Here is a 15,965-nt window from a genome sequence, read left to right as displayed (position 1 = left end):
AAAGAACTAGGGAACTAGGAACCCTAGGACGTTGGTCATCAAGAACACGATGACACAGACAAAAGCCAGGAAAGCCACGGAGTAGCCCACTACGTTTTTCAGGATGACAGATTCCTTGCCCTCCATATTGACGGCGGTAGCCGCAATTGCAAGGGACTGCGGGGAGATCATCTTGCCCACAACGCCGCCTGCGGTATTGGCCGCGAGCATGAGGTCAGGGTTTACGCTGATTCGTTCTGCCGCTGCTACCTGCAGGTTGGCAAAGAGGGCATTAGCAGATGTATCGGAGCCAGTAACCGCGGTACCAATCCAGCCCAGGACTGGGGCGAAGAGTGCAAAGATGCCGCCGGCAGAAGAGACGAACTCACCAATAGCAATAGTCTGGCCGGAGTAGTTCATCGTATAGGCCAAGGCCAGCACCAGGATGATGGTAAGAGCCGAGAACTTCATGCGGCTGACGACGTCCCCAAAAGCGCTCACTGGTTGTCCAAAGCTTAGGCTGTAGCGGCCATTTTCATTGAAGAAGTGGTAGACAACCGCAACGATAATGCCCGAGAGCAGCAGGAGCGTACCTGGGTTGCCAAAGACATTGAAGCTGAAGCTGGTATCCATGAGGTTGCCGTCGGCGTCGACAATCGCATCATCAAGCAAAGGCCAGGCAAAGTGGAGCTTAAGGAATCCGAAGATAGCGGGGGCAGCGGTTGCCACGGCAAAGACAACGGTCACTACGGCGTAGGGAAGCAGCGCCATCCAGATACGGCGTCCGTTGAGGTCGGTGGTGGACTCGGCGGCAGGCAGCTCGAGACGCTCGCGCAACTCCTTGACGCCCTTCGGCTTCCATACCCGGAGGAAGGCGAAAGCACAGCCCAAAGAGACGATGCAGGCGATGACGTTGGTGAGCTGGTACGCAAAGAAAGTCGCGGCCAACCACTGAGCCAACGCGAAGGAAATACCAATCACAGCAGCGGCCGGGGCAGTTTCCTTGACACCGCGGAAGCCGTCCAAGATGAAGGCGATGAGGAATGGCACGATGGCGGCGATGAGCAGCACCTGCAAGGAGATAAGTGCGGCAATGTCGTGGGTTTGCTCGGCGCTGCGACCGGCTACCTCGCCAGCAGTGGTTACCGGGATGCCAACCGCGCCAAAAGCAACCGGAGCGGTATTAGCAATCAGAACTACTGTTGCCGCGCGCAGTGGCTTCACGCCAAGGGCCATGATCATGGTCGCGGTAATGGCTACGGGGGCGCCGAAGCCAGCGAGGGCCTCCAACAAACCGCCAAAACAGAAGGCAATGAGGATAGCCTGAATGCGAATATCGCCATCACCCAAAAGGTCAAAGGTCTTGCGCAGATCCTCGAAGCGCCCGGAAGCTACGGTGATTTCATAGAACCAAATTGCAGTAATGATGACCCAGACGATGGGCAGGAGTCCGAATAGACCGCCACGTACGGCGGAGGACAAGGCCATATCTACCGGCATGGAGAAGCCGACGATGGCAATAATGAGGGATACTGCCAGGGCAACGGCGCCAGAAGTATGCGCGCGTGCCTTAACGCCTAGCAGCATGATAAAGAATGCAATGAGCGGGAGAATCGCCACCAGGGCGGTAAGCCCGAGGCTGTCACCCACAGCAGAGGTATTTATTTCGAACAAGAGAAGTCCTTGATTTCTACGGTGGTCTTGCCCGTAGGAAATTACGGGCACATGAAGCATTCTCACGGTGACCAACGGTGGCGCTAGAGCAGGCAGGGTTGCCTTAAACGCTTTGTGAGCCAGTGAGTAAGGAAAGCATATCGTGCGGTGGGCGTCACGGAAACAATACGGTCGTCTTGATAGGGGGTAGCGGTAGCATTTCTCAATGTCCGATCGGACAGAGGCGGACGCAACCCCTGAAGCTCAACAGTGATATATCTCACGTTAACGGCGGAAACCCAACACAAACCCACGTGTTCGGGCCTATCCAGCGGGTTTGTATGTGGGAAGTAAAAAGGATCGGAAAGAGTGTACGCGCTTTCGGATAGTCTGTCATCCACTAGTTCATAAGGCCGCTGGGAGCCTGCGCTGACAAAAAACGCTCGGTAGTATCGGCAATGTAAGGGAAAACGCTCGGGCGCTTCTCAAACACAGACTTCATTGAAGGACCCGCGCACATACCCGTACACACATTTACTCGACTCTTTGAGGAGAAATACAGTGACTATTCGCGTAGGTATCAATGGCTTTGGCCGCATCGGCCGTAACTTTTTCCGTGCAGTCGCTCAAGGTGACAACAACCTCGAAGTTGTTGCAGTAAACGACCTGACCGACAACGGCTCGCTGGCTAACCTGCTGAAGTACGACTCCGTACTGGGCCGCTTCGATGGCGAAATTACTCACGACGATGAGTCCATTACTGTTAACGGCCACCGCATCGTGGTAACCGCAGAGAAGGACCCGAAGCAGCTCAAGTGGGGCGAGTACAACGTAGACCTCGTCATCGAGTCCACCGGCCGCTTTACCAACGGCAACGACGCTAAGGCTCACCTCGAGGCTGGCGCCAAGAAGGTCATCATCTCCGCTCCGGGCAAGGAAGTAGACGCAACCTTCGTCTATGGCGTCAACTCTGATACCTATGATCCGGCAAACCACAACGTCATCTCCGCGGCATCCTGCACCACTAACTGCCTGGCACCGATGGCAAAGGTTCTAAATGACAAGTTCGGCATTGAAAAGGGCCTGATGACCACCGTTCACGCTTACACCGGCGACCAGCGCATCCAGGACGCTCCGCACAAGGATCCGCGCCGCGCCCGTGCCGCTGCAGTAAACATGGTGCCTACCTCCACTGGTGCTGCTAAGGCCGTATCCCTGGTTCTGCCTGAGCTGGACGGGAAGCTGGATGGTTACGCAATGCGCGTTCCGGTTATCACCGGCTCCGCTACCGACCTGACCTTCACCGCGTCCCGCGACGTCACTGCCGAGGAAATCAACGCCGCCCTGAAGGAAGCTGCTGAGGGCGAGCTCAAGGACACCCTCGCATACACCGAGGATCCGCTGGTTTCCACCGACATCGTTACCTCCCCGCACGGCTGCATCTTCGACTCCGGCATGACCAAGGTTTCCAACGGCAACCTGGTCAAGGTTCTGGGCTGGTACGACAACGAGTGGGGCTACACCTCCCAGCTCGTTCGCCTGACCAACCTGGTGGCAGACAAGCTCTAAACTAGAGCTCTAGCAATGAAGAACCGGCCTGATGCAAGCCTTCACGGCGCTGCGTCGCGGCCGGTATTCTTATATCTATAGCCTTTTAACCCGTCCGAATTATTTAAGGAGTAATTAATGGCTTTCCAGACACTTGACGATCTTCTCAAGGAGGGCGTCGAATCCCGCCACGTCCTCGTCCGCTCTGACTTCAATGTTCCACTTGATGAAGAGGGAAACATTACCGATCCCGGACGTATTAACGCTTCTCTTCCGACCATCAAGGCACTGGTAGAAGGTGGCGCAAAGGTCATTCTTTCCGCACACCTGGGTCGTCCAAAGGGTGAGGTAAACTCTAAGTTCTCCTTGGCTCCAGTAGCTGAGGCGCTGTCTGAGGCGCTTGACCAGTACGTTGCCCTAGCCGGCGACGTCACCGGAGAAGACGCTCATGAGCGCGCCAACGGCCTCAACGACGGTGACGTGATGTTGGTTGAAAACGTCCGCTTCGACCCCCGTGAGACCTCCAAGGACGAGGCTGAACGCGGCCAGTTCGCTGACGAGCTCGTTGCTCTGGCAGCCGATAACGGCGCTTTTGTTTCTGATGGCTTTGGCGTTGTCCACCGTGCGCAGGCATCTGTGTATGACGTCGCTAAGCGCCTACCGGCTTACGCAGGCAAGCTCGTAGAAAAGGAGCTGTCGGTTCTTTCCACTGTAGCTAAGGAGCCGGAGCACCCGTACGTGGTTGTCCTTGGCGGTGCCAAGGTTTCGGATAAGCTCGGCGTGATTGAAGCACTGGCCGGCAAGGCAGACAAGGTCATCATTGGTGGCGGCATGTGCTACACCCTGCTGGCCGCCAAGGGCTATAACGTCCAAGAGTCCCTGCTGCAAGAAGACCAGATCGAAAACTGCAAGGACCTGCTCGAGCGCTTTGGCGACAAGCTGGTGCTTCCGGTTGATCTCATTGCTGCAAGCAAGTTCGCGGCGGATGCAGAGACCCAGGTAGTCGCGCTCGATAGCATCCCTGAGGGCTGGATGTCCCTGGATATTGGACCAAAGTCGGTGGAAAAGTTTGCAGAGGTCCTTGCTTCTTCCAAGACCGTCTTCTGGAATGGCCCGATGGGCGTATTCGAAATGGAAGCTTTCTCTAAGGGCACCGCTGGTGTAGCGCAGGCTATTATCGACGCCACCGCAAACAACGGTTCCTTCTCCGTCGTCGGTGGCGGCGACTCCGCTGCCTCCGTGCGCATGCTTGGCTTGGACGAGGACGGCTTCAGCCACATCTCCACCGGTGGCGGCGCCTCCCTCGAGTACCTCGAGGGCAAGGAGCTTCCGGGCGTATCTGTCCTGGAAGCCTAAAACTGCCTGATCAACTTGCCAAAAAGAGAGGAAAAATTCATGGCACGTACCCCACTTATTGCAGGTAACTGGAAGATGAACCTCGACCACGTCGAGGCCATCGGCTCCGTTCAAAAGTTCGCCTTCTCCCTGCCAAAGGACTACTACGAGAAGGTCGACGTGGCCTACATGGTCCCGTTTACTGATATTCGCACCATCCAGACGTTGGTGGAAGGCGACAAGCTGCAGGTCACCTACGGTGCGCAGGACATTTCTAAGCACGAGTCCGGCGCATTCACTGGTGAAGTATCTGGCAAGATGCTGTCCAAGCTCGGCTGCAGCTGGGCAGTCGTGGGTCACTCGGAACGCCGTCAGTACCACGGCGAGACCGATAAGCTCGTTGCAGAGAAGGCAGCCGCAGCATTGGACAATGGCATCAGCCCCATCGTGTGCGTAGGCGAGCCGTTGGCTGTACGCGAGGCCGGTACCCACGTGGACTACGTGGTTAACCAGACCCGCAATTCTTTGGCTGGCCTGAGCGCAGACCAGCTTGCCAAGACTGTTATCGCCTACGAGCCAGTGTGGGCGATTGGCACCGGCAAGGTTGCCTCCGCAGACGATGCCCAGGAAGTCTGCGCCGCCATCCGCGAGCTCGTAAAGGAGCTCGCAGGTGAGGAGGTTGCTGCAGGTATCCGCATTCTCTACGGTGGTTCCGTCAAGGTTGATTCCGTTGCAGAGATCGTCAGCAAGCCTGACGTCGACGGCGGCCTCATCGGCGGAGCCTCCTTAGTCGGCGAGGAGTTTGCCAAGTTGGCTGCTAACGCAGCTAATGCCCTGAGCTAACAGGAGTTATCACCTGTCACAGGTTCGCGCTAAGGCGCGGGTTGGAATGGTTCCAGCCCGCGCCATCGTGTAAAGTGAGCCGATGTGATTGCTTTGCTGTACGCGAAGCCTAAAAGTACGATTCCGCGCTAGCGGGTGGCGAGAGTTACCCACAGGGCGCACGTTAGAAATAAGGATTGTCCTCATGGTCTTGGCACTGGAAATCATCTTGGTCATCGCAGCTATTTTGATGTCCATCTTCGTGCTGCTGCACAAGGGTAAAGGTGGTGGCCTGTCCAGCCTCTTCGGCGGTGGCGTGCAGTCGAACCTTTCCGGCTCGACCGTCGTGGAAAAGAACCTGGACCGTTACACCGTGGTCATGGTAATTATCTGGCTTGCGTGCATCGTAGGCCTCAACCTCATCCAGGCATTCGCTTAAGCCACCAGCTGGAATAGCGAAAGCGCCGGTATCGGCTTCCAACCTCCTGGTTCCCTGTGGGAACTGGCGGTGGGGAAGCGGTACCGGCGCTTTTTTGCGTGGCGCCGAGCCACAAGTTCAGCTCGGCTGCGCACTAGGCTGACGTGACTACAGCTCGGAGGCAGCGTCATCGGCAAGGAAGAGGATGGTTTCTTCCTTCCCGGATACGCCTGCAGCCGGCCATTCTTCGGGCTCAGCGCCTTCAACGACGTGCTTGGCAGCTTCCGCCTTGGCCTCGCCTGCTACAAGAAGCCAGATACGATCAGACTTGTTGACTGCGGGAAGAGTAAGGGTGATGCGCTCGCTCGGCGGCTTGGGAGAGTCGTGAACGGGAACAGCTAGCTCTTCTTGCTCCCGAACCGCCTCAGAATGGGGGAACAAGGAATTGATATGGCCCTCTTCGCCCATACCCAGCAGATGGAGGTCGAATCCGTTCGGGGCAAATTCCTTCAGCTCTGGCTCATACGCACTCGCCGCGGCTTCCATGGACACCGCCCCCAGATCAAAACCGTGAATATTCTGGTCCGGAATATCTACGTGATTGAGCAGGGCACTGCGCGCTTGACCCTCATTAGAATCTGCGTCAGAGACGGGCACATTACGCTCGTCGCCGAAAAAGACGTGAACGCGCGACCAATCGATGCGCTGGGCTGGAAAATTCTCGCCTTGCTGCTGTGCCGCGTAATCCAAACGAGCTAGCTCGTGGAGAACACCAATTCCAGCGCCACCGCCGGTTAGGACAACTCGCGCGACCCCATCGTGGTGGAGCCCGCCACCGGCGGCCTGGATACGGGCTACGGTATCCAAGAATTTCAGCGCGGCCTGGGAGATAAGTTCATCCACATCGCTTACGCGGTGAAGAGTTACCATGAGGTATCGCTATCCTTTGCAAAGAATCGGAGTTAAGCCGTTTTAGTGCTTACTGTAGTCTACTTGGGCGAGCGCACGGAGCGCTTGCGCATAAGTCTTATCGGCATCCAGATGGCGCAATTCTTCAGAGAGAACCTCAGCTTGGGAGCGCTTGCTAAGGCTCACCAAGGAATCCGGGGAACCTGGAACGCACACACGCACCGTGCGCTCGTCGACGACATCAACGTCGACGTGGCTCGTTTCCCGATTAAACCGCAAGTGGGTCACTGGGAAGTGCGGCTCCTGAGAGTCGGTCACAGCGCGGTGGACGGGGACTGCCAAACGATCGAGGAGCCATCCAGCCGCGAAGTCTGGAGCTGGGTGGCCCGCAGGGCCCGCCACCTCGACGGACTGCACGGGTTCGTGAGGATGGCGGTCCAATGCGGAGGCCACGACGCCGCGCCACAAAGTGATGGCGGCCCAGGACATATCGGAATCGCCCGGCGTGTAACCGGCGGATAAGGTGCGCAGATCTTCGCCAGTGACGCGTCCGTCATAGGCAACGTTGGTGATGCGGCGTTGAGCCAGTTTACCCACCGAGCTGGAAGCTGGGTCAGGCGGGCACAAGGTAGGCCACCAGGCGACCAAAGGGGTGTCGGGAAGCAGCAGTGGAGTAACGACTGCCTCGTCCTGGTTTGCCAAAGCGCCGTGCAACTTCATGATGACCATCTCAGAAGCACCCGCTTCACCGCCCACGCGAAGCTGCGCATCTAAGTGGGTATCTTCCTGCGGGTCGCCCGTCACAACGACCAGAACGCGCGACGGGTGCTCGTGGGAGGCATCGCGCACGGAGGCCAAGATGTTTTCCAGATCATCGTCCTCGCGGGCAGCCACGATGAGGGTGAGTACTCGGCCGGTAGTAAGGGTGTAATGCTCTTGGGCCTCTACTAGCTTTTTGGAGATTTCACGAGTAGTGGTGTTGGGCAATGGAATAATCATTGTCTGCGTCCCTCCTATGGGCGGCGCCAGGAATGCCCCCGGCGGCGCAACATTCTATCGGCGGATTCTGGACCCCACGTGCCAGCGCGGTATTCCTCCGGTTGGCCTGCTTCGGACCAGTAATCGATAATGGGATCCAAAATCGACCAGGAAAGTTCCACCTCTTCGTTGGTGGGGAAGAGCGAGGACTCATCGAGGAGGGCATCCAAAATCAGGCGCTCGTATGCTTCCGGAGATTCCTCGGTAAAGGCCTCAGCGTAAGCAAAGTCCATATTGACGTCGCGGACCTCCATGGTGGAGCCGGGCACCTTGGAACCAAAGCGCATGGTGACACCTTCATCCGGCTGCACGCGGATGACTACGGCGTTTCGTCCCAGCGCATCGGTCTGGCCGTCAACGAATGGTTGATTTGGCGCTGCCTTGAATACCAGCGCAATCTCCGTCACACGGCGGCCCAAGCGCTTGCCCGTGCGCAGGTAGAAGGGCACTCCTCCCCAGCGGCGGGAGTTTACTTCCAAGGTGCAGGCTGCATAGGTCTCCGTCGTGGACTCCGGGTCGAAGCCTTCTTCTTCGCGCAAGCCCTTGACGAACTCGGAGCCTTGCCAGCCGGCGGAGTACTGGCCGCGAGCAGTCGTTTTATTGAGTGGATGCACGGCGTGGGTAGCGCGCAGCACCTTGACCTTTTCTGCCTGCAGGGCCTCAGGCTCGAAGGAGGACGGTTCTTCCATCGCAACTAGAGCCAAAAGCTGCAGCAGGTGGTTTTGGATGACGTCTCGAGCCGCACCGATGCCGTCATAATAGCCAGCGCGGCCGCCTAGGCCAATATCTTCGGCCATGGTGATTTGGACGTGATCGATGTAGTGGGCGTTCCACATGGGCTCAAAAATTTGATTCGCAAAGCGCAAAGCCATGATGTTTTGCACCGTTTCTTTGCCCAAATAATGGTCAATGCGGAAGACCGCGGACTCGGGGAAGACGGCGTTGACAATCTCATTGAGCTTGCGGGCAGACTCTTGATCGTGGCCGAAGGGCTTCTCAATGATTACTCGGCGCCACGAGTCTTCGACGGAGTTGGCCATGCCCACCCGCTCCAGCTGGTGGCAGATATTGGAGAAGAATTCCGGGGGAACCGAAAGGTAGTATGCCCAGTTGCTGCCGGTGCCGCGCTCGCGATCTAGCTCGCCCAAACGCGCCGAGAGGCGATCGAATCCAGCATCGTCGAAAGAGCCTTGCACAAATTCGATTCCCTGGGATAAATGCTGCCAGACATCTTCATTGAACTCGGTACGTGAGCCAGCGATGACGGCTGAGCGAACGTAGTCACAGAATGCGACCTTGTCCCAGTCACGGCGACCATAACCCACAAGGGTAAAGCCAGCGGGTAGTAGGCCACGGCTCGCTAGGTCGTAGATTGCGGGCAGTAGCTTTTTATATGCTAGGTCACCGGTAACGCCGAAGATGACCATGCCCGCGGGTCCTGCGATTCGCGGCAATCGCTTGTCGCTGGCATTGCGCAAGGGGTTGACCCAAGCGGCTGAGTCGGTCACGAAGAATCCTTCCTGAGTTTATGGGCTTTAAGCTCGCTAATATTCTAGCGGCAGAATGCCCCGCCGAATTCTCGGCGGGGCACAAGTCACACGGCTAGTTTACGCGAGTCGCTCCTTAATGGAAGCAAGCAGTTCCTCCCACGCAGCGACAAACTTATCAACGCCCTCGCGCTCCAGCACTGCAAAGACATCATCGAAATTAATGCCGACCTCTTCTAGCTGGGCAAAGACGCCTTCTGCAGCCTCGCGGCTATCAGACAGGGCGTCGCCGTGGAGGTTGCCCTCGGAGAGAACCGCATCGATGGTCTTTTCCGGCATGGTGTTGACAGTGTGCGGGCCAGCCAGCTCCGATACGTACAAGGTGGCTGGGTACTCCGGATTCTTTACACCGGTAGAAGCCCACAGTGGACGCTGGAGGTGGGCGCCTTCGGGCAAGTCGGCGTCGTTAAGCAAGGCATCCTGGAAGAGAGCATAGGCGCGCTGTGCATTGGCGACGCCCGCCTTACCACGCAGCGCCAGAGCACTCTCGCTGCCAATAGCTTCCAAGCGCTTATCCACTTCGGTATCCAACCGGGAAACAAAGAAGGAAGCCACGGAGTGAATGGTGGAGACGTCCTTGCCTGCCTCGGCGGCACGCTTGAGACCGGTACGGAAAGCCTCAATGACATCGCGGTAGCGATCCACGGAGAAAATAAGAGTGACGTTGACGTTGATTCCCTCCGCCAAGGCATCTTCGATGGCCGGAAGGGAACCGGTGGTGGCCGGAATCTTGATCATCACGTTGGGACGATCAACCTTGGACCACAACTCACGCGCTTGTTTAAGGGTGGCAGTAGCATCATCAGAAATGCGTGGGTCGACCTCGATGGACACGCGGCCATCTGCACCGTTAGTAGAGGAGTAGATATCCGCAAAGAGGTCGCAGGCATTCTTGACGTCCTCGATGGCCAATGCGTACACCGCTTCATCGGCGGTGGCCTTGGTCTCCTTCAACGTGGAAAGCTCGGCATCGTAGGCTGTGCCGTTGGTCATCGCCGCGGCGAAAATTGCCGGGTTGGTGGTAACTCCCACGATGGACTTAGCGGAAATTATCTCCTTGAGATTGCCCGAAACTAGGCGCTCGCGAGAAAGGTCATCGAGCCAGGTTGAGGTTCCCAGCTGGCGAAGTTCGGAAATGTGGTTCATGATTACTCCTTATCCAGTGTTGGAGGTTTACTTCTTCGCGGCAGCCAGCGATTCCTGGGCCGCTTCAATAACCGCTGTAGTGGTGAAGCCAAATTTCTCAAAGAGTTCGCCCGCAGGAGCAGAGGCGCCGTAGTGCTCGATGGAAATGGTCCGGCCGAAAGAACCGGTGTACTTGTGCCACGGCATAGCGATGCCGGCTTCGATGGAGACGCGGGCATGCACTTCGCTAGGCAGCACGGACTCGCGGTATGCGTCATCCTGCTCATCAAACCACTCAAGGCACGGTGCGGAGACAACGCGGGTGGCTGTTCCGGCGGCCTCCAGTTCCTTCGCGGCGGCGACGGCAAGCTGCACCTCAGAGCCGGTAGCGAGGAGGATCACGTCCGGCGTTTCCTTGGACTCTTCCACGAGAACATAAGCGCCGCGGCGCACACCATCATGAGCCTTTTCCTTGGTGCCTTCCAGTACCGGAAGTCCCTGGCGACTGAGTGCCAGGCCCTTTGGTGCGGCCTTGTACTCGAGAGCTGCGGCCCAAGCCTGTGCGGTTTCGTTGGCATCGGCCGGGCGAATAACGGACAGGTTCGGGATAGCGCGAAGGGCAGAAAGGGTTTCTACCGGCTGGTGGGTTGGGCCATCCTCGCCTAGGCCGATGGAGTCGTGGGTCCAGACATAGTAGGTATCGGTAGACATTAACGAGCCCAGGCGGACAGCCGGGTACTGGTATTCAGAGAAAATAAGGAAGGTGCCGCCGTAAACGCGGGTATTGCCGTGCAGAGCAATACCGTTCATGATCGCAGACATCGCGTGCTCGCGAATGCCAAAGTGGAGGTTGCGGCCATACGGCTGAGCCGACCACATATCGGTGGTAATGGCTGCGGGGCCGAAGGAGTCCGCGCCCTTAATCACGGTGTTATTGGAGCCAGCAAGGTCAGCAGAGCCACCCCACATCTCAGGAAGGGAAGCGGCCAATGCTTGGATGGTGGCCTCAGAAGCCTTGCGGGTGGCCAAAGACTCGCCTGGTTCCCACACTGGCAATTCAGCGTCGAAATCTTGAGGTAGTTCGCGCGCCTGCATGCGGTCAAAGAGTGCCTTATTCTCCGGATTAGCTGCAGCCCATTCGTCGAACTTCTTCTGCCACGCGGCGTGCTTCTCGGCGCCGCGCTCGCGCAGCTTGCGGGTGTGCGCGATGACTTCGTCGTCGATGTGGAAGCTGCGTTCCGGATCGAAGCCTAAGACCTCCTTAGTGGCAGCTACCTCGTCATCGCCCAGTGCAGCGCCATGAACGCCGCCGGTATTCATCTTATTCGGGGCCGGGTAGCCAATGACGGTCTTCACGCGGATGAAGGACGGGCGCTCGGTCTCTGCTTGGGCTGCCTTGACGGCCTCCTCAATGGCTACGACGTCTTCGCCGGATTCGACCGTTTGGACGTGCCAGCCGTAGGCTTCGTAGCGGGCGACCACGTCTTCGTTGAAAGCAATATTCGTATCGTCCTCAATAGAGATGCGGTTATCGTCCCAGAAGACAATCAAGTTGCCCAGCTTTTGCGTACCCGCCAGGGAAGAAGCCTCAGCGGTAACGCCCTCCTGCAGGTCACCATCGGAAGCAATGGTGTAGACGTAGTGGTCGAAGGGAGACTCGCCGGCCGGTGCCTCTGGATCGAAAAGGCCGCGCTCTTTCCGTGCCGCCATGGCCATGCCAACGGAGGAAGCAAGGCCTTGGCCAAGGGGGCCAGTGGTGATTTCCACGCCATCGGTGTGGTGCACCTCAGGGTGGCCAGGCGTGCGCGATCCCCACGTGCGCAGCTGCTGGAGATCGTCCATCTCCAAGCCAAAGCCGCCCAGGTAGAGCTGAATGTACTGGGTGAGCGAAGAGTGACCAACCGACAGTACGAAGCGGTCGCGGCCGGCCCAGTGCACATCGTCGGGATCATGGTTAATGACGCGCTGATACAAGGTGTAGGCGAGGGGAGCGAGGGACATTGCGGTGCCTGGGTGGCCCGAACCGCATTTTTGTACAGCATCTGCGGCTAGTACTCGCACGGTGTCGACGGCGCGGGTGTCAAACTCCGACCAATCCTCCGGGTAACGGCGCTCGACCATAGTTTGGAGTTCTGGGGACAACTTATCTTTCGACACTGGAAAGCCTCGCTTACGTCTAGGCAAAAAGTACTTAACTTTATTCAGTCTAGTAATTTTTTAACCGGCGGTGCGCAATTATAGAAAGCTAGGCATAAACGGTATGCTGGCATGGCTAAGTGGAGTGCGCGTAGGCGCTAGAGCGCGCACTGAATCTAGCGGCCATAGGCTTGTTGTCTTTCACCCCGGCGCCGAAGATTGTGAGTGAGAGTACTGGAACTTTTTCACGGGCATGTGCGACCGCTAGGGGTGACCGTGCGCAGTAAGTGCGCGGGGCACAGTTCACCAACGTTCAGATAGTGGAGGAATCCCTTGGAGACCATCAAGGCCTATTTTGCGCTAACGAAACCGAGGATCATTGAACTCCTCCTCGTGGCCGCAATCCCGGCGATGCTCCAAGCGCAACGCGGCGTGGAGGCCGTTTCAGACAATATCTGGCTAATCGTGTCGACGATTTTCGGCGGTTGGATGGGCGCTGCTGCCGCCCACACGTTTAATAACGTCGTGGACTACGAGCTGGATCAAAAAATGCAGCGCACGAGGGCACGACCGCTGGTAAGGGCCAAGATTTCTAAGCGAAACGCAGCAATTTTCGCCTGGGTAATGCTCATCCTTTCCGTGCTGTGGTTGGGCGTCCTAGCTCATTCCTGGCTGGCAGCCTTCTTTGTGATTTTGACGAACTTTTTCTATGTCTTCGTCTACACCAAGTTTTTGAAGATGCGCAATGCTCAAAATATCGTCTGGGGCGGCTTGGCTGGCTGCATGCCGGCGATGGTCGGCTGGGCGGTTATCCGGGATAACGCTCCTGCTGGAGAGCCTGACCGCTGGTGGCAGGCAATCGTGCTCTTCCTCATCATCTTCTTCTGGACTCCGCCACACACGTGGGCGCTGGCCATGAAGTACAAGGAAGACTACCGCAAGGCCGGCGTGCCGATGCTGCCCGTAGTGGCTGATGAGAAGGAAGTCACTCGACAGATCGTGTGGTATACCGTGGGCACGGTTATCGTGACCCTACTTATCGTCCCCGCTGCATCGTGGATTTACTTGGTCGCAGCTCTTGCCTCCGGCGCGGTATTCCTGTGGCTGGCTATACGCCTGCACAAGGGAGTCAAGAACGGTGCCAAGGTTAAGCCGATGCGCCTGTTCATTTACTCCAATAACTATCTGTCGGTGCTCTTTATCGGGTTGTCCATCGATGCAGTATTGGGTTGGGAGCCACTAGGCAGGATGCTCGGCTGGTCGGCCACGTTATTCTAACTGCGCCCAGATACCCAAGGATAAGAAGGCGAAAGCGCGGGAAGGCAAGTGCGTTCTCGCGCTTTGTGCGTTTGTGGGTGGGTTTAGGCTTTATCGCCAGCTTGGACGCGCAGCACGATGGAACCGGTAGTCTTGCGCTCCTGGAGGTCGCGGTGCGCCGCAGCGGCATCTTCCAGTGGATAAGATGCCGTGACGTTGAAGCTCAGATCGCCGTCGATAACAGCTTGGACGACCGCCTGGGCACGCATTTGGAACTCGCCTTCTTGGGCTGTCCATGCGCCGATGGAAGGCCGAGTGAGGAAAATAGACCCATGCCTGTTTAGCAGCTGCGGGTCGATAGGCTCAACTGGGCCAGAGGCGGCGCCGAATAGCGCGACGGTGCCACGGGGGCGTACTACTTCGAGTGACTCCTGGAAGGTCGCCTTGCCGACGCCGTCGTAAACCACGTCAACACCCCTATCACCGTTGTAGCGACGGACCTGCTCGGCGAGTCCGTCGCCATAGCGAAATACCTTATCCGCACCGGCTGCGTAGGAGAGTTCCTCCTTTTCGTCCGTGGAGACCACCGTATAAACGGTAGCACCGAGCGACGATGCCATTTGGGTGAGGATCTGGCCTACACCGCCGGCGCCGGCAGTAATCAGGCAGGAAGCGCCTTCACCCAGTTGATAAACGCCATGCGCCAAATAGTGTGCGGTAATGCCCTGCAGCAACATAGAGGCAGCGACTTCTGGCTGGAAATCATCCGGCACCGCCACTAGTCCCTCGCGTGGGACGCAGACCTGTTCGGCGTAGGAGCCAAAAGCCTGGTTCCAGGCCACCATCGTGCCCTCGGCAACTTCCCCCTTGGGGTCGTGGACAACGCGTCCGGTACCTTCGAATCCGGGAATGAACGGGGTGGCCGCGTTATAGATACCCTCACGATAATAGGTATCGATGTAGTTGACGCCAGCCATGATGACGTCCACCAAAACCTCGTCGTCATTAGGGGTGGGGGCGGGAACTTCGGTATAGCGAAGTACTTCTGGTCCGCCGGTTTCTGTGACCTGAATTGCGTGCATATAGCCAGGCTAGCGCAAAAAGCCGGCCGAGTGCAGTACCTCGGCCGGCCGTAAGCATTATGGGCTAAGCAGTCGCTCGCTCTTGTTCAAGAGAGGTTTGGCGCGCCGCGTACTTCTCATCACCGCTGGGAGAGCCGGTGATGAGATCCGCGGTGCCGTCGGTGCGGCGTACACCGTGTGCCCATAGCAGGGCGGTATACGCGGTGACGAAGGAGGAGAGGCCAATATGGAAGGGGACAGTCCAGCGCGGAATGCTCATGTAGAACTGGTAAACGCCTACTGCCCACTGAATGAGGATGCATACAACGAGGACCCAGCCAGCCTTCTTAGCGTCTTGAGGTGCGCGGTTCTTGTAAAGCAGGAAGACGGTAATAACCGTAAGCGTCAGGTAGACGTACATGCACATGGCGTGGGTGACGGCCATGGCTTCGGTATCTACCTGCAGGCGGCCTTCCATTCCCACCCCGGAATCGCCAGAGTGGACGCCCGAACCGGTAACCATCGTGCCGGTAATGAGCACAATGCTTAAGGCAACGGTAGCGACCGCTGCAAGGAGGCGAATCGCTTGAGGGAAGCGAGCGCGTGGCGTTCCGTCATCGGGTTCCACAATGCGGGAATAAAGCATTGCCGCCAGCCATACCAAAAGCATCGAAGGTAGGAAGTGCAACGCCACGGACCACCAGCGGAGGTCTAGGTGGACAGAGATACCGCCGATGATCGCCTGCAGTACGATGCCAGCGACGTTGAGCCATGCGTAGACCTTGAGCTCTGCGCGGCGACGTGCCATGCGCATGGCAATGACGGCGGCGACAGCCGCTGCGGTTACGACGAAAGTAAGCAGGCGGTTACCAAACTCGATGGCCTGGTGGAGAGCAGGCGCAGCGCCTTCCATAGGGACAAGGGAGCCTGGTTGGCATTCCGGCCAGGTGGGACAGCCCAATCCCGAGCCGGTCACGCGGACAATGGAACCAGACACGGTGATGCCACCCTGGCACAAGAGGAGGATGAGCGCGATGAGGCGCTGCTGTTGCAGTGTAGGGGCGGCTTCCTTAAAGAAGCGCTTGATCTTCGTCCAGTAATTCACGCATAGCATCCTACTAGTCGGGAGATTTCGGG

13 protein-coding genes are annotated in these 15,965 nt (G+C 57.8%); 5 read left to right on the top strand and 8 right to left on the bottom strand.

What is annotated here, in order from left to right; genetic code table 11:
• Positions 1-6: 6 nt before the first annotated feature.
• Complete coding sequence (locus RAE04_RS07790) at positions 7-1,653, bottom strand: L-lactate permease (RefSeq protein ID WP_408933104.1); 1,647 nt, start codon at positions 1,651-1,653, stop codon at positions 7-9.
• A 540-nt stretch (positions 1,654-2,193) separates the two neighbouring features.
• Here RAE04_RS07790 and gap point away from each other — a divergent pair.
• The 4 genes from gap to secG all read left to right on the top strand — a co-directional run bounded on the left by gap (position 2,194) and on the right by secG (position 5,776).
• The gene (gap, locus tag RAE04_RS07785) at positions 2,194-3,201 is read left to right on the top strand and encodes a type I glyceraldehyde-3-phosphate dehydrogenase (RefSeq protein ID WP_049378190.1); all 1,008 of its coding nucleotides are present in this window, start codon (positions 2,194-2,196) and stop codon (positions 3,199-3,201) included.
• A gap of 117 nt (positions 3,202-3,318) precedes the next feature.
• On the top strand, positions 3,319-4,536 hold the full coding sequence (locus tag RAE04_RS07780) for a phosphoglycerate kinase (protein WP_317026970.1): 1,218 nt from the start codon (positions 3,319-3,321) through the stop codon (positions 4,534-4,536).
• A 39-nt stretch (positions 4,537-4,575) separates the two neighbouring features.
• Positions 4,576-5,358 carry a triose-phosphate isomerase gene (gene tpiA / locus RAE04_RS07775; RefSeq protein WP_317026969.1) on the top strand — a complete coding sequence of 261 codons (783 nt, stop codon included), beginning with the start codon at positions 4,576-4,578 and terminating at the stop codon, positions 5,356-5,358.
• A gap of 184 nt (positions 5,359-5,542) precedes the next feature.
• Positions 5,543-5,776, top strand: coding sequence for a preprotein translocase subunit SecG (secG, locus tag RAE04_RS07770; protein WP_005324856.1), 234 nt, complete (start codon positions 5,543-5,545; stop codon positions 5,774-5,776).
• 147 nt (positions 5,777-5,923) lie between these two features.
• Here the strand turns inward: secG and pgl are convergent, their stop codons facing one another.
• From pgl to tkt, 5 genes are all read right to left on the bottom strand, one after another.
• A complete protein-coding gene (gene pgl / locus RAE04_RS07765; protein ID WP_317026968.1) occupies positions 5,924-6,685 on the bottom strand; it encodes a 6-phosphogluconolactonase in 762 nt (253 codons plus the stop codon).
• 42 nt (positions 6,686-6,727) lie between these two features.
• The gene (locus RAE04_RS07760; protein ID WP_317026967.1) at positions 6,728-7,663 is read right to left on the bottom strand and encodes a glucose-6-phosphate dehydrogenase assembly protein OpcA; all 936 of its coding nucleotides are present in this window, start codon (positions 7,661-7,663) and stop codon (positions 6,728-6,730) included.
• Positions 7,664-7,677: 14 nt separating this feature from the next.
• Positions 7,678-9,210 (bottom strand): glucose-6-phosphate dehydrogenase, encoded by a 1,533-nt coding sequence (zwf, locus tag RAE04_RS07755; protein ID WP_239228814.1) that lies wholly within the window; start codon positions 9,208-9,210, stop codon positions 7,678-7,680.
• Positions 9,211-9,309: 99 nt separating this feature from the next.
• Complete coding sequence (gene tal, locus RAE04_RS07750) at positions 9,310-10,395, bottom strand: transaldolase (protein WP_317026966.1); 1,086 nt, start codon at positions 10,393-10,395, stop codon at positions 9,310-9,312.
• A gap of 27 nt (positions 10,396-10,422) precedes the next feature.
• A complete protein-coding gene (tkt, locus tag RAE04_RS07745) occupies positions 10,423-12,495 on the bottom strand; it encodes a transketolase (RefSeq protein ID WP_317027002.1) in 2,073 nt (690 codons plus the stop codon).
• A gap of 348 nt (positions 12,496-12,843) precedes the next feature.
• Here tkt and RAE04_RS07740 point away from each other — a divergent pair, with 348 nt between their 5' ends.
• Positions 12,844-13,788, top strand: coding sequence for a heme o synthase (locus RAE04_RS07740; protein ID WP_317026965.1), 945 nt, complete (start codon positions 12,844-12,846; stop codon positions 13,786-13,788).
• Positions 13,789-13,871: 83 nt separating this feature from the next.
• Here RAE04_RS07740 and RAE04_RS07735 read toward each other — a convergent pair whose 3' ends face one another.
• Together RAE04_RS07735 and RAE04_RS07730 are read right to left on the bottom strand one after the other, a co-directional pair.
• Positions 13,872-14,849 (bottom strand): quinone oxidoreductase, encoded by a 978-nt coding sequence (locus tag RAE04_RS07735; RefSeq protein WP_317026964.1) that lies wholly within the window; start codon positions 14,847-14,849, stop codon positions 13,872-13,874.
• Between the two features lie 64 nt (positions 14,850-14,913).
• Entirely contained in the window at positions 14,914-15,942 is a 1,029-nt protein-coding gene (locus tag RAE04_RS07730) for a heme A synthase (protein ID WP_317026963.1), read from the bottom strand.
• Between the last annotated feature and the right edge of the window lie 23 nt (positions 15,943-15,965).

The organism is Corynebacterium sp. CTNIH16, assembly GCF_032821655.1.
Lineage (GTDB): Bacteria > Actinomycetota > Actinomycetes > Mycobacteriales > Mycobacteriaceae > Corynebacterium > Corynebacterium marquesiae.
This window is presented reverse-complemented; position numbering and strand designations above follow the sequence as displayed.